Origin of the sequence: Streptomyces sp. LX-29, assembly GCF_029541745.1 — a bacterium.
Taxonomy (GTDB): Bacteria; Actinomycetota; Actinomycetes; order Streptomycetales; family Streptomycetaceae; genus Streptomyces.
Map to the genome: position 1 here is coordinate 1,231,488 of NZ_CP089746.1, position 22,099 is coordinate 1,253,586.

21 protein-coding genes are annotated in these 22,099 nt (G+C 72.1%); 1 reads left to right on the top strand and 20 read right to left on the bottom strand.

Translation table 11 applies throughout. The annotated features are described in order from the left end of the window. Nucleotides 1-8: 8 nt before the first annotated feature. The 9 genes from LRS74_RS05385 to pyrR form a co-directional block, all read right to left on the bottom strand. Nucleotides 9-332, bottom strand: coding sequence for an integration host factor (locus tag LRS74_RS05385; RefSeq protein WP_026246651.1), 324 nt, complete (start codon nt 330-332; stop codon nt 9-11). Between the two features lie 204 nt (nt 333-536). Then, nucleotides 537-1,382: an orotidine-5'-phosphate decarboxylase gene (gene pyrF / locus LRS74_RS05390; protein WP_277739901.1), complete on the bottom strand. Its 846-nt coding sequence runs from the start codon at nt 1,380-1,382 to the stop codon at nt 537-539. Next, complete coding sequence (locus LRS74_RS05395; RefSeq protein ID WP_277739902.1) at nt 1,379-2,488, bottom strand: quinone-dependent dihydroorotate dehydrogenase; 1,110 nt, start codon at nt 2,486-2,488, stop codon at nt 1,379-1,381. The genes pyrF and LRS74_RS05395 overlap by 4 nt, the downstream gene beginning before the upstream one ends. A gap of 84 nt (nt 2,489-2,572) precedes the next feature. After that, nucleotides 2,573-5,881, bottom strand: a complete 3,309-nt coding sequence (carB, locus tag LRS74_RS05400) for a carbamoyl-phosphate synthase large subunit (protein WP_277739903.1) — start codon at nt 5,879-5,881, stop codon at nt 2,573-2,575. Continuing rightward, complete coding sequence (gene carA, locus LRS74_RS05405) at nt 5,874-7,013, bottom strand: glutamine-hydrolyzing carbamoyl-phosphate synthase small subunit (protein WP_277739904.1); 1,140 nt, start codon at nt 7,011-7,013, stop codon at nt 5,874-5,876. Before carA ends, carB begins: the two co-directional genes overlap by 8 nt. After that, nucleotides 7,010-7,597, bottom strand: coding sequence for a hypothetical protein (locus tag LRS74_RS05410; protein WP_277739905.1), 588 nt, complete (start codon nt 7,595-7,597; stop codon nt 7,010-7,012). Before LRS74_RS05410 ends, carA begins: the two co-directional genes overlap by 4 nt. Further along, nucleotides 7,594-8,880 carry a dihydroorotase gene (locus LRS74_RS05415; protein WP_277739906.1) on the bottom strand — a complete coding sequence of 429 codons (1,287 nt, stop codon included), beginning with the start codon at nt 8,878-8,880 and terminating at the stop codon, nt 7,594-7,596. Before LRS74_RS05415 ends, LRS74_RS05410 begins: the two co-directional genes overlap by 4 nt. 2 nt (nt 8,881-8,882) lie before the next feature. Beyond that, nucleotides 8,883-9,875: an aspartate carbamoyltransferase catalytic subunit gene (locus LRS74_RS05420; protein WP_277739907.1), complete on the bottom strand. Its 993-nt coding sequence runs from the start codon at nt 9,873-9,875 to the stop codon at nt 8,883-8,885. 92 nt (nt 9,876-9,967) lie between these two features. Next, nucleotides 9,968-10,579, bottom strand: coding sequence for a bifunctional pyr operon transcriptional regulator/uracil phosphoribosyltransferase PyrR (gene pyrR / locus LRS74_RS05425; protein WP_277739908.1), 612 nt, complete (start codon nt 10,577-10,579; stop codon nt 9,968-9,970). A 196-nt stretch (nt 10,580-10,775) separates the two neighbouring features. Between pyrR and bldD the strand changes: the two genes are divergently transcribed. Further along, entirely contained in the window at nt 10,776-11,276 is a 501-nt protein-coding gene (gene bldD, locus LRS74_RS05430) for a transcriptional regulator BldD (protein WP_135337455.1), read from the top strand. Nucleotides 11,277-11,953: 677 nt separating this feature from the next. Here bldD and nusB read toward each other — a convergent pair. From nusB to ruvX, 11 genes are all read right to left on the bottom strand, one after another. Beyond that, the gene (nusB, locus tag LRS74_RS05435) at nt 11,954-12,388 is read right to left on the bottom strand and encodes a transcription antitermination factor NusB (RefSeq protein WP_144382463.1); all 435 of its coding nucleotides are present in this window, start codon (nt 12,386-12,388) and stop codon (nt 11,954-11,956) included. Between the two features lie 2 nt (nt 12,389-12,390). Beyond that, a complete protein-coding gene (gene efp, locus LRS74_RS05440) occupies nt 12,391-12,957 on the bottom strand; it encodes an elongation factor P (protein ID WP_277739909.1) in 567 nt (188 codons plus the stop codon). A gap of 65 nt (nt 12,958-13,022) precedes the next feature. Beyond that, nucleotides 13,023-14,150, bottom strand: coding sequence for an aminopeptidase P family protein (locus LRS74_RS05445; protein WP_277739910.1), 1,128 nt, complete (start codon nt 14,148-14,150; stop codon nt 13,023-13,025). Between the two features lie 227 nt (nt 14,151-14,377). Further along, complete coding sequence (locus tag LRS74_RS05450) at nt 14,378-15,250, bottom strand: AAA family ATPase (protein WP_277739911.1); 873 nt, start codon at nt 15,248-15,250, stop codon at nt 14,378-14,380. 160 nt (nt 15,251-15,410) lie between these two features. Then, on the bottom strand, nt 15,411-15,893 hold the full coding sequence (gene aroQ, locus LRS74_RS05455) for a type II 3-dehydroquinate dehydratase (RefSeq protein ID WP_277739912.1): 483 nt from the start codon (nt 15,891-15,893) through the stop codon (nt 15,411-15,413). After that, entirely contained in the window at nt 15,890-16,987 is a 1,098-nt protein-coding gene (aroB, locus tag LRS74_RS05460) for a 3-dehydroquinate synthase (RefSeq protein ID WP_277739913.1), read from the bottom strand. Before aroB ends, aroQ begins: the two co-directional genes overlap by 4 nt. Further along, nucleotides 16,984-17,466 (bottom strand): shikimate kinase, encoded by a 483-nt coding sequence (locus tag LRS74_RS05465; RefSeq protein ID WP_144382773.1) that lies wholly within the window; start codon nt 17,464-17,466, stop codon nt 16,984-16,986. The genes aroB and LRS74_RS05465 overlap by 4 nt, the downstream gene beginning before the upstream one ends. Before the next feature lie 41 nt (nt 17,467-17,507). Continuing rightward, nucleotides 17,508-18,692, bottom strand: a complete 1,185-nt coding sequence (gene aroC / locus LRS74_RS05470) for a chorismate synthase (protein ID WP_277739914.1) — start codon at nt 18,690-18,692, stop codon at nt 17,508-17,510. Between the two features lie 217 nt (nt 18,693-18,909). Next, nucleotides 18,910-19,761 (bottom strand): shikimate dehydrogenase, encoded by an 852-nt coding sequence (locus LRS74_RS05475; protein WP_277739915.1) that lies wholly within the window; start codon nt 19,759-19,761, stop codon nt 18,910-18,912. A 20-nt stretch (nt 19,762-19,781) separates the two neighbouring features. Beyond that, nucleotides 19,782-21,536 (bottom strand): endolytic transglycosylase MltG, encoded by a 1,755-nt coding sequence (gene mltG, locus LRS74_RS05480; RefSeq protein ID WP_277739916.1) that lies wholly within the window; start codon nt 21,534-21,536, stop codon nt 19,782-19,784. 98 nt (nt 21,537-21,634) lie between these two features. Beyond that, nucleotides 21,635-22,099, bottom strand: coding sequence for a Holliday junction resolvase RuvX (gene ruvX, locus LRS74_RS05485; protein WP_277744612.1), 465 nt, complete (start codon nt 22,097-22,099; stop codon nt 21,635-21,637).

A 22,099-nucleotide genomic window follows, 5' to 3' on the forward strand; every position in this document is an offset into this window, starting at 1 on the left:
TGGAAACGTCAGGCGCCGGTGGAGCCGAACTCTCGCTCAAGAGAGGCGATCTGGTTGGAGCCGAGACCGCGCACCCGGCGGCTCTCGGAGATCCCCAGTCGCTCCATGATCTGCTTGGCGCGGACCTTGCCGACGCCCGGCAGCGATTCGAGCAGTGCGCTCACCTTCATCTTGCCGATGACATCGTTCTCCTGGCCCTGCTTGATGACCTCGTGCAGAGAGGCGCCGGAGTGCTTGAGCCGATTCTTGACCTCGGCGCGCTCCCGGCGAGCCGCGGCGGCCTTTTCGAGCGCGGCTGCGCGCTGTTCAGGGGTAAGGGGCGGAAGAGCCACGCCTACGTCACCTCGGATGTCGAACTGTCGGATACGGACCGGTGAGGAACCTAGTCGCCCCTCACCTGGGGAGCAACGCGCAACGCGCTTGCGCGTTCGCTCTCGACGGAGACTAGCGGCCGATGCCGCTCCAGTCAGCGAGAACAGAGGAAAAGTCCTGGTCAGACTCGATCGACCAGGACTTTTCGGACCAAAACGGATGGCTTATTCGGCCACAGCGCGCACTTCGTCGGCGAATCGCGTTGCCGCTTCAACCAAACCGGCGTGACCTGGGCCGTGACGTAGGACACCCCGGCTCACGCTCGGCACCACGTTGCCGACCGCGGCGCCGAAGACCGCGGGCAGATCGGCGGGGGTCGCCCCCTGGGCGCCGATGCCCGGGGCCAGCAGCGGCCCGTTGATCGCCAGGTCGTACGAGGAGAGATCGCCCAGCGTCGCGCCGACCACCGCGCCGAAGGAGCCGAGCGGAGCCGCGTCCGCGTTCTCGGCCCGCAGGTGGTCCAGCATGGTCGCGCCCACCGTCGCGCCGTCGGGCCGCACCGCGTGCTGCACCTCCGCGCCCTCGGGGTTCGAGGTGAGCGCGAGCACGAAGAGGCCGCAGCCGTTCTCGCGCGCCAGCTCCACCGCCGGGCGCAGCGATCCGAAGCCCAGGTAGGGGCTGACCGTCACCGCGTCCGAGAACAGCGGCGAGGCGGGGTCCAGATACGTGGCGGCGTACGCGGCCATCGTCGAGCCGATGTCGCCGCGCTTGGCGTCCATGAGCACCAGCGCGCCGGCCTCGCGGGCGTCGGCCACCGTCCGCTCCAGCACGGCGACGCCCCGCGAGCCGAAGCGCTCGAAGAACGCGGACTGCGGCTTGAAGACGGCGACCCGCTCGGCGAGCGCCTCGACCACGGTGCCGGCGAACCGCTCCAGGCCGTCGACGTCGTCGTCGAGCCCCCAGTCGGCCAGCAACGAGGCGTGTGGGTCGATGCCCACGCACAGCGGACCGCGGGTGTCCATGGCACGGCGCAGGCGCGCGCCGAAGGGCTCCAGGGGGGTCGGGGTCATGCGGTCACCTTCCGGTTGTCGGCGCCGACCGCCTCGGCGAGGGTGGCGTACGGGCTGGCCGCGAGGCGCGCCGCCAGCCCCTTGTGGATCGAGCGGCACCAGAACGGGCCCTGGTAGATGAAGGCGCTGTAGCCCTGGATCAGGGTGGCGCCGGCCAGGATCCGCTCCCAGGCGTCGTCCGCGGTCTCGATGCCGCCGACCCCGACCAGGGTGATCTCGTCGCCCACGCGCGCGTACAGGCGGCGCAGGACCTCCAGGGAGCGCTGCTTGACGGGCGCGCCGGAGAGCCCGCCGACCTGCTTGACCAGCTCGGGGTCGGAGGTCAGCCCGAGGCCGTCCCGGGCGATGGTGGTGTTGGTGGCGATGATGCCGTCCAGGCCGAGCTCGACCGCCAGGTCGGCGACGGCGTCCACGTCCTCGTCGGCGAGGTCGGGGGCGATCTTCACCAGGAGCGGCACGCGCCGGTGGGTGACGGTGCGGTCGGCGGCCTCGCGCACCGCGCTCAGCAGCGGCCGCAGGTGGTCCACGGCCTGGAGGTCGCGCAGGCCCGGGGTGTTCGGCGAGCTCACGTTCACGACCAGGTAGTCGGCGTGGGCGGCGAGCCGCTCGGTGGAGGTGACGTAGTCGGCGACCGCCTCGGCCTCCGGGACGACCTTGGTCTTGCCGATGTTCACGCCGAGCGCGGTCTTGAACACGGGCCTGCGGGCGGCCAGCCGGGCGGCCACCGCGGCCGAGCCCTCGTTGTTGAAGCCCATGCGGTTGATCAGCGCGCGGTCCGGCACCAACCGGAAGAGGCGCTTCTTGGGGTTGCCGGGCTGCGCCTGCGCGGTGACCGTGCCGATCTCGACGTGGTCGAAGCCGAGCATCGCCATGCCGTCGATGGCGACGGCGTTCTTGTCGAAGCCGGCCGCGAGCCCGAAGGGGCCGTGCATACGCAGCCCGAGCGCCTCGGTGCGCAGTTCCTTGTGGCGCGGCGCGAGCACGGCGGCCACGAAGGTACGCAGGCCGGGGACGCGGACCGCGAGGCGGATCCAGCGGAAGGCCAGGTAGTGGGCCTCCTCCGGGTCCATCCGCTTGAAGACCAGGTTGAAGAAGAACTTGTACATCGCAGTGGTGTCCTGTGGGGTGTCCGGCGAAAGGTGTCCTCACGACGAGGGGGACACCGCGTTCGGTGTCCCCCTCGTGGGCCGCTAGTCGCGGGCCGCCGTCAGGTGTTCCGCGTGCTCCTGGAGCGACCGGACGCCGATGTCGCCCCGGCTGAGCGCCTCGATACCCTGCACGGCCGCCGCCAGCGCCTGCACGGTGGTCAGGCACGGCACCGCGCGGGCCACCGCCGCGGTGCGGATCTCGTAGCCGTCCAGCCGGCCGCCGGTGCCGTACGGGGTGTTGACGATCAGGTCGACCTCGCCGTCGTGGATCAGCTGGACGATGGTCTTCTCGCCGTTCGGCCCCTCGCCCTCGCTCTGCTTGCGCACCACGGTGGCGTTGATGCCGTTGCGCTTGAGCACCTCCGCGGTGCCCGAGGTGGCGAGCAGCTCGAAGCCGTGCGCCACCAGCTCGCGGGCCGGGAAGATCATCGAGCGCTTGTCGCGGTTGGCGACGGAGATGAACGCACGGCCCTTGGTCGGCAGCGGACCGTACGCACCCGCCTGCGACTTGGCGTACGCGGTACCGAAGACCGAGTCGATGCCCATGACCTCGCCCGTGGAGCGCATCTCCGGGCCGAGGACGGTGTCGACGCCGCGGCCGTGGATGTCGCGGAAGCGCGACCACGGCATCACGGCCTCCTTGACGGAGATCGGCGCGTCCATCGGGAGCGTGCCGCCGTCGCCCTCGCCCGGCAGCAGGCCCTCGGCGCGCAGTTCGGCGATGGTCGCGCCCAGCGAGATCCGGGCCGCGGCCTTGGCCAGCGGCACGGCGGTCGCCTTGGAGGTGAACGGGACCGTGCGGGAGGCGCGCGGGTTGGCCTCGAGGACGTACAGGATGTCCCCGGCCATGGCGAACTGGATGTTGATCAGTCCGCGCACCCCGACGCCGCGCGCGATGGCCTCGGTGGAGGCCCGCAGCCGCTTGATGTCGAAGCCGCCGAGGGTGATCGGGGGCAGCGCGCAGGCGGAGTCGCCGGAGTGGATACCGGCCTCCTCGATGTGCTCCATGACGCCGCCGAGGTAGAGCTCGGTGCCGTCGTAGAGCGCGTCGACGTCGATCTCGATCGCGTCGTCCAGGAACCGGTCGACGAGGACCGGCCGGTCGGGGCTGATCTCGGTGGACTCGGCGATGTAGGAGGCGAGTCGGGTCTCGTCGTAGACGATCTCCATGCCGCGTCCGCCGAGCACGTACGAGGGGCGTACGAGGACGGGGTAGCCGATCTCGTCGGCGATGGCCTTGGCGCCGGCGAAGGTGGTCGCGGTGCCGTGCTTCGGCGCGGGGAGCCCGGCCTCGGCGAGCACGCGGCCGAAGGCGCCGCGGTCCTCGGCGGCGTGGATGGCCTCCGGCGAGGTGCCGACGACCGGCACGCCGTTGTCCTTGAGCGCCTGGGACAGACCCAGGGGGGTCTGGCCGCCGAGCTGGACGACGACACCGGCGACGGGGCCGGCGAGCGTCTCGGCGTGGACGATCTCCAGCACGTCCTCGAGCGTCAGCGGCTCGAAGTACAGGCGGTCGGAGGTGTCGTAGTCCGTCGAGACGGTCTCCGGGTTGCAGTTGACCATCACGGTCTCATAGCCGGCGTCGCTGAGCGCGAAGGAGGCGTGGACGCAGGAGTAGTCGAACTCGATGCCCTGGCCGATGCGGTTCGGGCCGGAGCCCAGGATGATCACGGCGGGCTTGGTGCGCGGCGCGACCTCGCTCTCCTCGTCGTACGAGGAGTAGAAGTACGGGGTCTTGGCGGCGAACTCGGCGGCGCAGGTGTCGACCGTCTTGTAGACCGGGCGGACGCCGAGGGCGTGCCGGACCTCGCGGACGACGTCCTCGCGCAGCCCGCGGATCTCGGCGATCTGGGCGTCGGAGAAGCCGTGGCGCTTGGCCTCGGCGAGCAGCTCGGGGTCGAGCTTCGGGGCGGCGGCCAGCTCGTCGGCGATCTCCTTGATGAGGAAGAGCTGGTCGACGAACCAGGGGTCGATCTTCGTGGCGTCGAAGACCTCCTGGGGGGTGGCCCCTGCGCGGATGGCCTGCATGACGGTGTTGATACGGCCGTCGGTCGGGCGGACCGCCTCGCGCAGCAGCTCGGTCTTGTCGCCGGGCTCGCCGGTGAAGGCGAACTGCGAGCCCTTCTTCTCCAGCGAGCGCAGGGCCTTCTGGAGGGCCTCGGTGAAGTTGCGGCCGATGGCCATGGCCTCGCCGACCGACTTCATGGTGGTGGTAAGGGTGGAGTCGGCCTGCGGGAACTTCTCGAAGGCGAAGCGCGGGGCCTTGACCACGACGTAGTCGAGCGTGGGCTCGAAGGACGCCGGGGTCTTCTCCGTGATGTCGTTGGGGATCTCGTCCAGTGTGTAGCCGACGGCGAGGCGGGCCGCGATCTTCGCGATCGGGAAGCCGGTCGCCTTGGAGGCGAGCGCCGAGGAGCGGGAGACCCGCGGGTTCATCTCGATGACGATGATCCGGCCGTCGTCCGGGTTGACCGCGAACTGGATGTTGCAACCGCCGGTGTCGACGCCGACCTCGCGGATGATCGCGATACCGATGTCCCGCAGCCGCTGGTACTCGCGGTCGGTGAGGGTCATCGCCGGGGCGACGGTGATCGAGTCACCGGTGTGGACGCCCATCGGGTCGAAGTTCTCGATGGAGCAGACGACCACGACGTTGTCGTGCTTGTCGCGCATCAGCTCCAGCTCGTACTCCTTCCAGCCGAGGATGGACTCCTCCAGGAGCACCTCGGTGGTGGGAGACAGGGTCAGGCCCTGGCCGGCGATGCGGCGCAGCTCGTCCTCGTCGTGGGCGAAGCCGGAGCCGGCGCCACCCATGGTGAAGGAGGGGCGGACGACGACGGGGTAGCCGCCGAGCGTCTCGACGCCTGCGAGGACGTCGTCCATGGAGTGGCAGATCACGGACCGGGCGGACTCGCCATGGCCGATCTTGGCGTTGACGGCCTCGACGACGCCCTTGAAGAGGTCGCGGTCCTCGCCCTTGTGGATGGCCTCGACGTTGGCGCCGATGAGCTCGACGCCGTACTTCTCCAGGACGCCCTGCTCGTGCATGGAGATCGCGGTGTTGAGCGCGGTCTGGCCGCCGAGGGTGGGCAGCAGCGCGTCGGGGCGCTCCTTGGCGATGATCTTCTCGACGTACTCCGGGGTGATCGGCTCGACATAGGTGGCGTCGGCGATCTCCGGGTCGGTCATGATCGTGGCCGGGTTGGAGTTCACCAGGATGACCCGCAGGCCCTCGGCCTTGAGGACGCGGCAGGCCTGGGTGCCGGAGTAGTCGAACTCGGCGGCCTGGCCGATGACGATCGGGCCGGAGCCGATGACCAGGACGGACTGGATATCGGTGCGCTTAGGCACGCTCGGCCTCCATCAGGGATACGAAGCGGTCGAACAGGTACGCGGCGTCGTGCGGGCCCGCGGCCGCCTCGGGGTGGTACTGGACGCTGAAGGCCGGCTGGTCGAGCAGCTGGAGGCCCTCCACCACGTTGTCGTTCAGGCAGACGTGGGAGACCTCGGCGCGGCCGTAGGGGGTGTCGGAGACCTTGTCGAGCGGGGCGTCGACGGCGAACCCGTGGTTGTGGGCGGTGACCTCGACCTTGCCGGTGGTGCGGTCCTGCACCGGCTGGTTGATGCCGCGGTGGCCGTACTTCAGCTTGTACGTGCCGAAACCGAGGGCGCGGCCGAGGATCTGGTTGCCGAAGCAGATGCCGAAGAGCGGGGTCCTGCGCTCCAGCACCGCCTTCATGACGGAGACCGGGTGGTCGGCGGTGGCGGGGTCGCCGGGGCCGTTGGAGAAGAAGACGCCGTCGGGGGTGACGGCGTAGACGTCCTCGGCGGTCGCGGTGGCGGGCAGCACGTGCACCTCGATGCCGCGCTCGGCCATGCGGTGCGGAGTCATCCCCTTGATGCCGAGGTCGACGGCGGCGACGGTGAAGCGCTTCTCGCCGATCGCGGGGACGACGTACGTCTCCTTGGTGGCGACCTCGGCGGAGAGGTTGGCGCCCTTCATCTGGGGCTGCTCCTGGACCTTGGCCAGCAGCGCGGCGTCGGCGGCGATCGCATCGCCGGAGAAGATGCCCACGCGCATGGCGCCGCGCTCGCGCAGGTGGCGGGTGAGCGCGCGGGTGTCGATGCCGCTGATGCCGACCACGCCCTGGGCGGCGAGCTCATCGTCCAGGGAGCGACGGGAGCGCCAGTTCGAGGGGGTGCGGGCGGGGTCGCGGACCACATAGCCGGAGACCCAGATCCGCCCGGACTCGGGGTCCTCGTCGTTGACGCCGGTGTTGCCGACGTGCGGGGCGGTCATGACGACCACCTGGCGGTGGTAGGAGGGGTCGGTGAGCGTCTCCTGGTAGCCGGTCATGCCGGTGGAGAACACCGCCTCGCCGAAGGTCTCCCCCACGGCCCCGTAGGCACGGCCGCGGAAGGTACGGCCGTCCTCCAAGACGAGTACGGCGGGGGCCTTGGCCCCCCTGGTGGAGGTCGTCATCGTGCGCCTTCCTGCTGTGCGTTCATGGTGCTGAGGGCTTCGAGGGCCGCGGTCCAGTCGGCGTGCTCGACCGCGTGGTCGGAGCGGAAGCCGGAGTCGATCAGTCGCTCGCCATGGGCCCAGGTGATCACCAGGAGCCCGCCCTCGGCGAGGACCTTGCCGGCGATGCCCTTGTCGAGCCGGGCGCCGCGGATCGCGCCGGTCGGGATGAAGAAGTCGCGCGCGCCCGGCCGGACCACGGCCAGCCCCTGGTCGGTCAGGGTGAGCTCGGCGCGGCTGCGGGTGCCCAGGCCGTGGGCGACGATCCGGTCCAGCCACTGCCCGGCGGTGGTGGAGCCGTGGTAGCGGCCGCTCATCCGGAGCGTGGGGGCGCCGGGGTCGGCGGGGAGGGCGGGCAGCTCGGGCAGGTCGCCCTGGAGCGTGCCGCGCCACTTCCAGCCCTCGCGCATCAGCCAGTAGGCGAGCGCCACCACGAGGACCAGGCCGACGACCCAGCCGATGCGCGCCGCCCAGTCGGTGACCTGCTCGGACCGCTGTTCGGCCATCACCAGGTCGGCCGCCGCCAGATGGATGAGAGGTGTCACGTCAGCTTTCCGTTCACGACCGTCGCCCGGCCCCGCAGGAAGGTGTGCGTCACCCGTCCCGGCAGCTCACGGCCCTCGTACGGGGTGTTGCGGCTGCGGGAGGCGAAGCCCGCGGGGTTCACCACACCACGGTATGCCGGATCGACGAGCGTGAGGTTGGCGGGCTCGCCGGCGGCGACGGGGCGGCCGTGGCCGGCGAGTCGGCCGATGACGGCGGGGCGGAAGGACATCCGGTCGGCCACCCCGGCCCAGTCCAGCAGCCCGGTGTCGACCATCGTGTGCTGGACGACGGCGAGCGCGGTCTCCAGGCCCACCATGCCCATGGCGGCCGCGCCCCACTCGCAGTCCTTGTCCTCGTGCGGGTGCGGGGCGTGGTCGGTGGCGACGCAGTCGATGGTGCCGTCGGCCAGCGCCTCGCGCAGCGCCAGCACGTCGGCCTCGGTGCGCAGCGGCGGGTTCACCTTGTAGACCGGGTTGTAGGAGCGCACCAGCTCGTCGGTGAGGAGCAGGTGGTGCGGGGTGACCTCGGCGGTGACGTTCCAGCCCTTGGACTTGGCCCAGCGCACGATCTCCACGGAGCCGGCGGTCGAGAGGTGGCAGATGTGCACCCGGGAGCCGACGTGGGCGGCGAGCAGCACATCGCGGGCGATGATCGACTCCTCGGCGACGGCGGGCCAGCCGGCCAGCCCGAGCTCCGCGGAGACGATGCCCTCGTTCATCTGGGCGCCCTCGGTCAGCCGGGGCTCCTGGGCGTGCTGGGCGATCACGCCGTCGAACGCCTTCACGTACTCCAGCGCGCGGCGCATGATCACGGCGTCGTCGACGCACTTGCCGTCGTCGGAGAAGACCCGCACCCCGGCCGCGGACTCGTGCATGGCGCCGAGCTCGGCGAGCTTCTTGCCCTCCAGCCCGACGGTGACGGCGCCGACCGGCTGGACGTCGCAGTAGCCGGACTCCCTGCCGAGCCGCCAGACCTGCTCCACGACGCCCGCGGTGTCGGCGACCGGGAAGGTGTTGGCCATCGCGTGCACGGCGGTGTAGCCGCCGACCGCGGCGGCCTTGGTGCCGGTCAGCACGGTCTCGGAGTCCTCGCGGCCCGGCTCGCGCAGATGGGTGTGGAGGTCGACCAGGCCGGGCAGCAGGATCTGGCCCGCGGCGTCGACGACGGTGGCCTCGCCGGCCTCCAGGTCGGTGCCGACGCGCGCGATGGTCTCGCCCTCGATCAGGACGTCCTGCGGTTCGCCGCCGAGGACCCGCGCACCGCGGATAAGAATCGTGCTCATGGTTACTTGTTCTCCTCGGTGCGGGCGGTGGGGGCGGCGGGGGCGGTCGGCTCGCCGTCGAGGACGGCGCCGCCGAGCAGCAGGTAGAGCACGGCCATGCGGATCGAGACGCCGTTGGCGACCTGTTCGACGGCGGTGCAGCGGGGCGAGTCGGCGACCTCGGCCGTGATCTCCATGCCGCGGTTCATCGGGCCGGGGTGCATCACGATGGCGTGCTCCGGCATCCGGGCCATGCGGTCGCCGTCCAGGCCGTAGCGGCGGGCGTACTCGCGCTCGGTCGGGAAGAAGGCGGCGTTCATGCGCTCGCGCTGGACGCGCAGCATCATCACGGCGTCGGACTTGGGCAGCACCGCGTCCAGGTCGTAGGAGACCTCGCAGGGCCAGGTGTGCACGCCGACCGGCACCAGGGTGGGCGGGGCGACCAGGGTCACCTCGGCGCCGAGGGTGTTCAGCAGGTGCACGTTGGAGCGGGCGACCCGGCTGTGCAGCACGTCGCCGACGATGGTGATCCGACGGCCGGAGAGGTCGTGGCCGACGCCGCCGGCCAGGTGGCGGCGCATGGTGAAGGCGTCCAGCAGCGCCTGCGTGGGGTGCTCGTGGGTGCCGTCGCCGGCGTTGACGACCGAGCCGCCGATCCAGCCGGAGGTGGCGAGCCGGTGCGGGGCGCCGGAGTCGTGGTGCCGGATGACGACGGCGTCGGCGCCCATCGCCTCCAGGGTCAGCGCGGTGTCCTTCAGGGACTCGCCCTTGGAGACCGAGGAGCCCTTGGCGGAGAAGTTGATGACGTCCGCGGAGAGCCGCTTGGCGGCGGCCTCGAAGGAGATGCGGGTGCGGGTGGAGTCCTCGAAGAAGAGGTTGACGACGGTGCGGCCGCGCAGGGTGGGCAGCTTCTTGATCGGCCGGTCGGCGACTCGGGCCAGCTCCTCGGCGGTGTCGAGGATCAGGACGGCGTCGTCGCGGGTGAGATCGGCGGCCGAGATGAGGTGACGCTTCATCCGGTTGCTCCGTATGTGAGGCGGTTTGTCAGGCGTGCGGACGGGCAGGCGTGGGCAGCGTCCCGGGATCGCCCGGGCGCCGCACCGGCGCGCTACTGCCCGTCGGCCGGGGAGGTCTCGGGAAGCTGGCCGAGGAGCACGCTGTCGCGCCCGTCCTCCTCGGTGAGCTGCACCTTGACCGTCTCCCGCAGCGACGTGGGGAGGTTCTTGCCGACGTAGTCGGCGCGGATCGGGAGCTCGCGGTGGCCTCGGTCGACGAGGACGGCGAGCTGGACGGCGCGCGGGCGGCCGATGTCACCGAGCGCGTCGAGCGCGGCACGGATGGTGCGGCCGGAGAAGAGCACGTCGTCGACGAGCACGACCAGGCGACCCTCGATGCCCTCGGCGGGGATCTCCGTGCGGGCCAGCGCACGGGCCGGGCGCAGCCTCAGGTCGTCGCGGTACATGGTGATGTCGAGCGAGCCGACCGGAATCTCGCGGCCGGTGATGTCGGCGAGCTTGGCCGCCAGTCGGCGGGCGAGGAAGACGCCGCGCGTGGGAATGCCGAGAAGCACCACATCGTCCGCGCCCTTGGCGCGCTCGACGATCTCGTGGGCGATGCGGGTGAGCACCCGCCCGATGTCCGGCCCCTCCAGAACGGGGCGCGCGGACGCGGTCCGAGCGGTCTGCGCGGGCCGCTCAGCGTCGGGGCTGATTGCGTCCATACGAAACGGACCTCCTTCTCCGCCTCACGGGACGGACTTTAAAGGACGTCTAAATTGCGCCATTCACAGTAGCAGGCTCGGGCGGCGCGCCAGACATCACCCCTGACGGGGGAGCCCGTGGTTCATTCGGCTTGACGAATGGAGATTACGCTGCGTAACCTCACAGTGAGTTACCAGTCTTCGTCCGGGGAGCTTTATGTCCAGCGAATACGCCAAACAGCTCGGGGCCAAGCTCCGCGCCATCCGCACCCAGCAGGGCCTCTCCCTCCACGGTGTCGAGGAGAAGTCCCAGGGCCGCTGGAAGGCCGTGGTGGTGGGCTCGTACGAGCGCGGCGACCGTGCCGTGACCGTGCAGCGCCTCGCCGAGCTGGCCGACTTCTACGGCGTCCCGGTGCAGGAGCTGCTGCCGGGCACCACGCCGGGCGGGGCCGCCGAGCCGCCGCCGAAGCTGGTGCTGGACCTGGAGCGCCTGGCCCATGTTCCGGCCGAGAAGGCGGGGCCGCTGCAGCGGTACGCGGCGACCATCCAGAGCCAGCGCGGCGACTACAACGGCAAGGTGCTGTCGATCCGCCAGGACGACCTGCGCACCCTCGCCGTGATCTACGACCAGTCGCCCTCGGTGCTGACCGAGCAGCTGATCAGCTGGGGTGTGCTCGGCGCGGACGCGCGTCGCGCGGTCCAGCACGAGGACGTCTGACGCCCAGGCGTCGACGTCCGACGTCGAGCTGCGGGTCCACGCTGCCGTAGTCGGCCGACAGACCGGCCAACCTACGGTCCGAGAGATCTGCAGAAACGTGCCGCCGGGGGCGGCGGAGCCCAGCAACGGGTCTCCGCCGCCCCCGGCGGCTTTCACATGCCCGGAGGGAAGGCCCACCCGGGCCCTGGACGCCCGGGACGACCCACCCGGGCCCAGGAGTCCACCTGAGCCACAGGAGCCCCGGAGGCCCCCGCTCAGGGCCGGAACGGGGCACTCCCCGCCGGTGTCCACCACGGCTCCCGCTGAGCCGCTCAAGGCCGGGCGCCCCGGCTCGCCGACACCGGCCGGTCGGCCGGCACCGCGCGGAGCCGCCACCTCGGCCGCACCGCGCGGGGCCGGCACTTCGACCGCAGCGCGCGGGGCCGCCATCTCGGCTGGCAACGCGCGGGGCCGGGCCCTCGGCCGGCACCGCCCGGGGACGCCACCCGATCGGCCCACTCCACCCGCCTCCGCTCTCGGACGACGGTCCCGCCTCGGGGCGGCTCGGGGCGGCACGCGGGAACCCGCCGCGCGACGTCCCGCGGACAGCGGAAACACGAGCGGGCCCGGTGCCCCCACCCGTGGGTGGGGGCACCGGGCCCGCTCGACTGCCATCGGTCGCCGTGCGCCGCGAGTGGCTACTGCTCCTCGCGACGGAGGCTGGGCTTGAGCTCCTTGAGCCGACCGAGGAGCCCGTTCACGAAGGACGGGGAGTCGTCCGTGGAGAACTCCTTGGCGAGCTGCACCGCCTCGTCGATCACCACGGCGTCCGGGGTCTCGTCTTCCCAGATCAGCTCGTACGCACCGAGCCGGAGGATGTTGCGGTCGACGACCGGCATCCGGTCCAGCGTCCAGCCCACCGCGTAGGTGGCGATCAGCTCGTCGATCCGGGAGACGTGCTCCGCGTACCCCTCGACCAGCCGCATCGTGTACTCGGTGACCGGCGGCTGTCGGTCGTCGGTCCGGGAATGACGGATCCAGTCGGCGAGAACGTTCCGCACGGAGCTACCGCGCTGGTCGGCCTCGAAGAGGATCTGGAAGGCGCGCTTCCGGGCCTTGTTACGGGCGGCCACGGTTAGCTGCTCACCCGGCCGAGGTACTCGCCGGAACGGGTGTCGACCTTGATCTTCTCGCCGGTCGTGATGAACAGCGGGACCTGGATCTCGTAGCCGGTCTCCAGCGTGGCGGGCTTGGAACCGCCGGTGGAGCGGTCGCCCTGGACGCCCGGCTCGGTGTGCTGGATGGTGAGCTCGACGGCGGCCGGGAGCTCGACGTAGAGCACCTGGCCCTCGTTCTGGGCCACGACGGCCTCGAAGCCCTCGATGAGGAAGTTGGCGGCGTCACCGACGGTCTTGCGGTCGATGTGCAGCTGGTCGTAGGTGTCCATGTCCATGAAGACGAAGTAGTCGCCGTCCATGTACGAGAACTGCATACCGCGCTTGTCGACGTTGGCCGTCTCGACCTTCACGCCGGCGTTGAAGGTCTTGTCGACGACCTTGCCGGAAAGCACGTTCTTGAGCTTGGTACGGACAAAGGCAGGGCCCTTGCCGGGCTTGACGTGCTGGAACTCGACGACGGACCAGAGCTGGCCGCCTTCGAGCTTGAGCACCATGCCGTTCTTGAGGTCGTTCGTGGATGCCACGGTTGCGGAATCTCCTGGACTGCAGCTGATGGGACCAGAAGATGCCGTGCGCGGCGGCCCGTAGGCTACAGCGCGAGCAGCTCCTTGGTCGTGATGGTGAGTAGCTCGGGTCCGCCATCCGCCTCGGGGCGGACGACGAGCGTGTCATCGATCCGGACGCCGCCCCTCCCGGGGAGGTGGACCCCCGGTTCGACGGTGACCGGCACGCAAGCGTCCAGTTTACCCATGGCTGACGGTGCGAGCCTCGGCTCCTCGTCTCTTTCGAGGCCCACGCCGTGCCCGGTGCGCGCGCCGAACCCCTCGCCATGGCCCGCGGCCTCCAGCACCTGACGCGCCGCGCGGTCCACCTCGCGGTACTCCACCCCGGGTTGCAGCGCCTCCCGCCCGGCCCGCTGGGCTGCGAAGACCAGCTCGTACAGCTCGATCTGCCAGTCGGCCGGCGAGGTGCCGATGACGAACGTACGGCCCACCTCACAGCGGTAGCCCCGGTAGTTCGCCCCCAGACAGATGCACAGGAAATCGCCCTCCTCGACCCGCCGGTCGGTGGGTATGTGCCCGGCGCGCCCCGCGTGCGGACCCGAGCCGACGATGGTGGGGAAGGCCGGACCGGTCGCCCCGTGGTCGATCAGTCGACGGTCCAGCTCCAGCGCCAGATGGCGCTCCGTGCGGCCCACCAGGATCGACTCCAACAGCTCGCCGAGGGCCTGGTCGGAGATCTCGGCGGCGATCCGCAGCGCGGCGATCTCCGACTCGTCCTTGACCACGCGCTGCTGCTCCACCGCGCAGTCCAGATCGGTGAGACGCAGCCGCGGGGCGGCCGCGGCGAGGGCACGGTGCCGGGCCACGCTCAGATCGTGCTCCTCCACGGCGAGTGAGCCCGCGCCCGCCTCCGCCGCCATGCCGGCCCCGGCCACCGCCGCGTCGCCGCCCACCGCGGGCACCGCGACCAGGCGCACCTCCTCGTCGGGGTGGTCGCCCACCAGCTCCGCCGCCGGGTCCGGCGGGCACAGCAACAGGTCGACCGCATCCCGCCCCGGCCCCGGCTCCGGCATCAGCAGCAGCGCCGACCCGTGCGGGGCGGCCCCGCACAGATAGCGCACATTCGCCGACCGGGAGACCAGGGCGGCCTCGCTGCCCGCCGCGGCGAACCGCTCGCGGAGGCGCGTACGTCGGGCCGCGTACACCTCGGACATGCTTCCGAGCGTACGGTTCACCGCGCGTCACGGCCGGTTGGAGTCGGCCGTACGGGCGCATCCCGGCCCCCGGTGCGGCCGCCGGCCCTGGTCGGGGGGCGGATGCCAGCCCTGGTCGGGGGGCGGATGCCGGCCCTGGTCGGGCGGCGGATGCCGGCCCCGGTCGGGGGCGGGCGCCGACCGAGGGTGGCCGCCGCCGTCCTCCCTGTCCGGGCTCGCCGTAGTGGCTACCAGCTCGGCGGGCTGGCTATCGAGCGGGTGATGACGTCGTCGAGGACGCGGGCGGTGGTGGCCACGTCGAAGCCGGAGTTGTCGATGATGGGAAGGCCGGAGCTGTACCAGCCGGCCATCCGGCCGTGGATGCGGGCGACCTCCTCGTCGCTGAGCCGCCGGTTGCCGCTGCGCGCCGCGTTCCGCTCCAGGACGATCTCCAGGCCGGGCAGGAGCACCACCGGCAGCAGTCCGGGGCCGACGTGCCGCTTCCAGCCGCCGAGGCCGACGACCGGGCGGTCCGGGAAGACCGCGTCGTCGAGGATGCAGGAGATGCCGTTGGCCAGGAAGTTCCGGGCGGCGAAACCGCAGGTGCGGCGCGCCAGCCGGTACTGGGCCTCGGAGTTGTCGTTCCACCCCGACTGCGGGTTGGCGAAGCCGGACCGCACCCATTCGCGGACGTCGTCCAGGCTGACGTGGGCGGTCGGCACCCGCCGGCGGTCCGCCCAGTGCCGGGCGACGGTCGTCTTGCCGGCTCCCGCCGGGCCGATGAGGAGCACCGCGACCGCCGCCTGGGAGGGGTCGGCCACCGCGGTGGCGGCCGGGGCGGCCACGCCCACCGGAGGCTGCGGCTGCGGCGGGGCGGGCTGCACCGGCCCGCCGGGCGGCAGCGGGACGTGTCCCGTCATCATCGCGGGGTCGGCGGGCGGCCCGGACGGATGGGCGGGCGGCGGCACGGGATGGTGTCCCGCGCCCTGACCGGTGCCCTGGGGGGCACCATGCGTCGCACCGTGGCCGGCGCCCTGGGGCGCGCCCTGGTTCCAGCCGACACCGGGTGGCTGCCCTGGCCCGTGGGGCGGTGGCAGCGGGGCCCCCACTGCGTGCTGCATCCGGTGGCACTCCGTCTCGTACAGGCGGGTCTTGTCAGGCGGTTCTCGCGTGGTGAACACGGCCCTCCGGCCGGTCTCCACCGAACGGTACCCGCCCCGACCGCCGCTGTGTGCACGGCCGGAGCGACCACCTGCTGCCCACGCTGACCTGCCTACACCGTCAACCAGGCAATTCGCCCGCCAGAGCGCGCAGCGCCAGCCGATACGACCCGATTCCGAAGCCGGCGATCGTGCCCGTGGCCACCGCGGCGATGACGGAGTTGTGACGGAACTCCTCCCGCGCGTGCGGGTTGGAGATGTGCACCTCGATCAGCGGCGCGGTGCGCTGCGCGGCGGCGTCCCGCATGGCGTACGAGTAGTGGGTGAAGGCGCCCGGGTTGATCACCACGGGGATCCGTCCGTCCGCCGCCTCGTGCAGCCAGCGGACCAGCTCCCCCTCGTCGTTGGTCTCCCGCACCTCGACGTCGAAGCCGAGCTCCTTGCCGAGCGCGGTGCACTCGGCGACCAGTCCCGCGTAGGAGGTCGCGCCGTACACATCGGGCTCCCGGCTGCCGAGCCGGCCGAGGTTGGGGCCGTTGAGGACGAGGACCCTTCGGTGCTCCCCCTCCCGCTCCGGCTCTCCGACCGCGCCGTCGGCGGTCACGCGGAGACCTCCCCGTACGCCGCCAGCAGCACCGCAGGGTCGGGGCCCTCCAGGACCGTGGGCTTGGCCAGACCGTCCAGCACGATGAAGCGCAGCAGGTCGCCGCGGGACTTCTTGTCGACCTTCATGGTCTCCAGCAGCCGGGGCCACTGGTCGCCGCGGTAGGTCAGCGGCAGACCGACGGACTCGAGCACGGCGCGGTGCCGGTCCGCGGTGGCGTCGTCCAACCTCCCGGCGAGGCGGCCGAGCTCGGCGGCGAAGACCATGCCGACGGAGACGGCCGCGCCGTGCCGCCACTTGTACCGCTCGTTCTTCTCGATGGCGTGGGCGAGGGTGTGGCCGTAGTTGAGGATCTCGCGCAGGCCGGCCTCCTTCAGGTCGGAGGAGACGACCTCCGCCTTGACCCGGATGGCGCGCTCGATGAGCTCGGAGGTGTGCGGGCCGGCGGGGGTGCGGGCCGCCGCCGGGTCGGCCTCGATCAGCTCCAGGATCACCGGGTCGGCGATGAAGCCCGCCTTGATGATCTCCGCGAGACCGCTGACGTAGTCGTTGACCGGCAACGACTCCAGCGCGGCCAGGTCGCACAGCACCCCGGCCGGCGGGTGGAACGCGCCGACGAGGTTCTTGCCCTCGGCGGTGTTGATGCCGGTCTTGCCGCCGACCGCCGCGTCCACCATGCCCAGCACGGTGGTGGGCACCGCGATCCACCGCACGCCGCGCAGCCAGGTGGCGGCGACGAAGCCCGCCACATCGGTGGTCGAGCCGCCCCCGACGCCGACGATCACATCGCTGCGGGTGAAGCCGGTCTGGCCGAGCGCCTTCCAGCAGTAGGCCGCGACCTCGACGGTCTTGGCCTCCTCCGCGTTGGGCAGCTGGATCGCGATGGCCTCGTAGCCCTGTCCGGCCAGATCCTGGCGGATCGCCTCGCCGGTCTCGGCCAGCGCCTCCGGGTGCAGCACCGCCACCCGCTTGGCGGCCGTGCCGATGATTCCGGGCAGCTCGCCGAGGAGCTGGCGGCCGACCAGCACCTCGTACGGATCGCTGCCCGCGCTGCCGCCCACCGGGATCCGGGTGGGAGCCTCCGTGCCGCTCATACCTTCCTCAACTCCAAAGCGTCCATGATCGCGTCGGCCACCTCGGCGGGGGTGCGGTCCTCGGTGGAGACCACGGCCCGCGCGACCTCGGTGTACAGCGGGCGGCGCTGCTCCATCAGCTCGCGCCAGCGCTGCCGGGGGTTGACGGCCAGCAGCGGGCGCGGCGCGTCGAGTCCGGTGCGCCGGACGGCCTCGGCCACGCCCATCTCCAGGAAGACGACCGGCAGTCGGGCCAGCAGCGCCCGCGTGCCCTCGTCCATGACGGCGCCGCCGCCGAGCGCCAGCACGCCGGTGTGCTCGGCGACCGCGGCGCGGACCGCCTGCCGCTCCAGCTCGCGGAAGTGCGGCTCGCCCTCGTCGACGAAGATGTCGGCGATCTCCTTGCCGGCCGTCGCGACGATGTCCGCGTCGGTGTCCCGGAAGGCGGTGCCGAGCCGCTCGGCGAGCAGCCGGCCCACGGTGGTCTTGCCGACCCCCATGGGCCCGACGAGGACGACCGCCGGGCCGCTTCCGGTGTCGGTCACCGGATGGCCAGATTGTCGAGGAAGCCCTGGACGTTGCGGCGGGTCTCGCCGACCGAGTCGCCGCCGAACTTCTCCGCGACGGCGTCGGCCAGCACCAGCGCCACCATGGCCTCCGCGACGATGCCGGCGGCCGGCACCGCGCAGACGTCGGAGCGCTGGTGGTGCGCCTGGGCGGGCTCGCCGGTGGTGACGTCGACGGTGGCCAGGGCGCGCGGGACGGTGGCGATGGGCTTCATCGCGGCCCGCACCCGCAGCAGCTCGCCGGTGGTCAGGCCGCCCTCGGTGCCGCCGGAGCGACCGGAGGCACGCTTGATCCCGTCGGCCGTCGGCAGGATCTCGTCGTGCGCCTTCGAGCCGGGCACGCGGGCCAGGTCGAAGCCGTCGCCGACCTCCACGCCCTTGATCGCCTGGATGCCCATCAGGGCCGCGGCCAGCCGCGCGTCCAGGCGGCGGTCCCAGTGCACATGCGAGCCCAGGCCGACCGGGACGCCGTAGGCCAGCACCTCGACGACGCCGCCGAGCGTGTCGCCGTCCTTGTGGGCCTGGTCGATCTCGGCGACCATCGCCTTGCTCGCGTCCGCGTCCAGGCAGCGCACCGGGTCGGCGTCGAGCTTCGCCACGTCGGCGGGGGTCGGGTAGACCCCGTACGGCGCCTTGGCGGCGGCCAGCTCCACGACGTGCGAGACGATCTCGATGCCGGCCGTCTCCTTGAGGTAGGAGCGGGCGACGGCGCCGAGCGCGACGCGGGCCGCGGTCTCCCGGGCGCTGGCGCGCTCCAGGATCGGCCGGGCCTCGTCGAAGTCGTACTTCTGCATGCCGGCGAGGTCGGCGTGGCCGGGGCGCGGGCGGGTCAGCGGGGCGTTGCGGGCCAGCCCGGCGAGGACCTCGGGGTCGACCGGGTCGGCCGCCATGACCTGCTCCCACTTGGGCCACTCGGTGTTGCCGACCATGACGGCCACCGGGCTGCCGAGGGTCAGGCCGTGCCGGACGCCGCCGAGGAAGGTGACCTCGTCCCGCTCGAACTTCATCCGCGCGCCGCGCCCATAGCCGAGCCGTCGCCGCGCGAGCGCGTCCGCCACCATGTCGGTGGTGATCGGTACGCCGGCGGGCAGACCCTCCAGCGTCGCGACGAGTGCGGGGCCGTGCGACTCCCCCGCGGTCAGCCAGCGCAACCTACTCAACGGTGCTCCTCTTGCTCGCGCCTCGGCATACGGCGGCGCGACCTGGGGGCACCTCCCGGCCTCCGCCGGGGGCGCGCGGCCCTGGCCCGCCACCTCGATCCTCCCACGTCCGGCCTGTGACACCGGCACACGGTCCAGTCAGTGGACGCGAACGTGGACGCCTCCGGCCGCGTCGGGCGGCCTGACGCGCCCCGACGGGCGCCGGGGCGCGGGGTCGTCAGGAAGCGCGCGCCGCCAGCGCGGCCTCGCCCGCCGCGCGCATCGCGGCCAGCGGCGCCGGCCCGCGGCCGGTCATCTGCTCGACCTGGAGCACGGCCTGGTGCACCAGCAGGTCGAGCCCGCCGACGACGGCGCCGCCACGCGCCGACCAGGCGGCGGCGAGCGGGGTGGGCCACGGGTCGTAGAGCACGTCGAAGAGCGCACCCGGGCGCTCGGGGACGGCGGCGGCCAGGGCGTCGGTGGCACCCGCCGGGGTGGTCGCGATGGTCAGCGGGGCGTCGAACGCCTCGGCGGCCCGCTCCCAGTCGGCGGTGCGCACCGCCACTCCGAGCCGCTCCCCCCACTGCCGCATCTCGGCGGCGCGCTCCGCGGAGCGGACGTACGCGGTGACCTCGCCGTCGCACACCAGAGCCAGCGCGGCGAGGGCGGAGGAGGCGGTGGCGCCGGCGCCCAGCACGGCGGCGCGCTCCACCCGCTCGACGCCGCGCTCGCGTAGCGCGGCCACCATGCCGGGGATGTCGGTGTTGTCGCCGAGCCGGCGCCCGTCCGGGGTGAACACCACGGTGTTGACCGCCTCGACGGAGGCCGCGGTGTCGCTGACGGCGTCGAGCAGGGGTATGACGGCCCGCTTGAGCGGCATGGTCAGCGACAGCCCCGCCCACGCGCCGGCGAGCTCACCTGGCGTGCCGAGCCGCTCGAAGAAGCCCGGCAGCGCGGCCTCGTCGACCTCGAAGCGGCCGTAGGTCCAGCCGCTCAGGCCGAGTTCGGCGTAGGCGGCGCGGTGCAGCACCGGCGAGAGGGAGTGGGCGATCGGCGAGCCGAGCACCGCCGCCCTGCGGTCGTCAGACATCTGCTCTCTCTGTCCGGCCTCTAGTCGGCGCGCTGTCGGTTGAACTCGTCGACCAGCTTCTTGTGGTCGGCGTAGGTCTTGGTGAACTTCGAGGTCTTGCCGTCGAACGAGATGAAGTAGTACCAGCCCTCGTCGGTCGGGTCCACCGCGGCGTTCAGGGCCTCGGCGCCGGGGTTGCCGATCGGGCCGGGCGGCAGGCCCTTGTAGAAGTAGGTGTTGTACGGGTTGTCGTAGTTCTTGATCTCTTCGAGCGTGATGTCGATCTTGCTCTGGTTCTTGATGTAGTTGTAGGTCGAGTCGAATTCGAGCTTGCCGTTGGTCTCGGTGTTGGTGGGCTTGAGCCGGTTGTAGACGACCTCGGCCATCTTCCGGAAGTCCTCGTGGGTGACGCCCTCGGCCTGCACCAGGCTGGCGACCGTGACCAGTTGCAGCGGGGACTTCAGCCCCAGCTCCTTGGACTTGCCCTCCAGATCGACCTTCGCGTACTGCTGCTTGGCCTGGGAGACCATCTGCCGCAGCACGTCGGCCGGCTTGGCGCCCTTGCCCACGCTGTAGCGGGACGGGTAGAGGAAGCCCTCCAGCGGGTCCTTGATCTGCGGGTTGTCGTCGGCCCAGGCGGGCAGCCCGAGGTTCTTGGCCTCGTTCTTGGCGATGCCCGCGGTGGTGCCCTGCTTCAGGCCGATCTTCTTGTCGATCGCCGCGTACACCTGGACGTTGCGCATGCCCTCGGTGACGATCAGCCCGTTCTGGCTGGCCGGGTCGGTCATCAGCTGGACCGCGGCCGAAGCGGACATCTCCTTGCGCAGCGTGTACGTGCCGGGCTGGATGGCCTTGCCGCTGCTCTCCACGGCCTCGACGAAGGCGCCGGTGCTCTTCACCACGCCCTCGCGCTGGAGGATGTTGCCGATCTCGCTGCCGACCGCGCCCTGGGGGACCTCGATCTGTACCTCTCCGGTGCCCTGGCCGGAGTAGTCGGGGGGCGAGCCGAAGCGGCTCTTCCAGAAGTCGTAGGCGAAGTAGCCGCCGCCGGCGACGAAGCCACCGAGGACGACGGTGACCACCAGACAGGCCATGCCGTTGCGCCGCTTGGTCTTCTTGCCGCGCCGCTCGGGGGCCGGGGCGTCGTCCTCGTCCGCGCCGTCCTCGTCCCCGGCCACGAAGCGGCCGCGGCCGCCCTCGGGGAAGAAGGAGTCGTCCCCGTCGTCGCCGTCGACCAGCTCGTCCAGGTCACCCCGCTCACCCTCCCGCGCCGGGGCCGGGGGTTCCGCGACCGCCTGCGGGGCCTGCTGCCCCTGTGCCGCGTGGTCGGCCTGCCGGGGGCCCTGGCCTCGGGCGTAGGGCGGCTCCGGCGGCGGGTAGGCGTTCGGGGTGGCGTAGTAGTCGGGCTGCGCGCCGGTGTAGGGGTCGGCGGGCTGGGCGTACGGATCGGCGGGGTCGGGCCCGCCCCCGTAGGAACCGCCCTGCCCGTCGCCGTACCCCGCCTGCGCCTGCTGCGGGTAGCCGCCGCCCTGCTGTCCGTTCCACTGCTGCTGGTGGGGGTCCTGGGGCTGGTCGGGGTACTGCTGCGGCTGACCGTAGGGATCGTTCGGGTAGGCACCCTGCATGTACGCATCCTGCCCATAGGGACCCTGGGTATACGGATCGTGGGCATAAGGAGCCTGGGTGTACGCATCGTGTCCCGCCCCGGCCGGCTGGCCCTGCCACCCCGGGTCCGCGGACAGGGGATCCTCGGCGGGCCACGGTTGGGAGCCCTGGCCTCGGTGGTACTCAGTCATCGATCCCCTAGTGCCGCGCTGAGGCAGCCGGGGCCGGGCGCTCGTGACGCGAACGGCAAACGGTTGCCTTGAACGCGCGGAACGTTACCGTATCGCGATCACATGACCACCTCGACGCCCTCACCCGGAGGACGCCCCGACGTTCGTTCGGACTCCAGCGCGTTCTGCAGGATCACCACGGCGGCCGCCTGATCAACGGCTGACCTGCCCTTCTTGGAGCTCACACCGGAAGCGCGCATTCCCTGGGTCGCCGTGACGGTTGTCATACGCTCGTCAACCAGTCGCACCGGCACCGGCGCGATGCGCCGGGCCAGCGTCTGCGCGAAGGCCCGCACCTTGGCCGCGGCCGGGCCCTCCCGCCCGCTGAGCGAGCGGGGCAGCCCGACCACGACCTCGATCGGCTCGTACTCCTCGACGATCGCCGCCAGCCGCCGGTGGGCGGCCGGGACGTCACGTCCCGGCACGGTCTCCACCGGCGTGGCGAGGATCCCGTCGGGGTCGCACGAGGCGACCCCGATCCGGGCGTCCCCGACGTCGATCGCGAGGCGTCGGCCGCGTCGCAT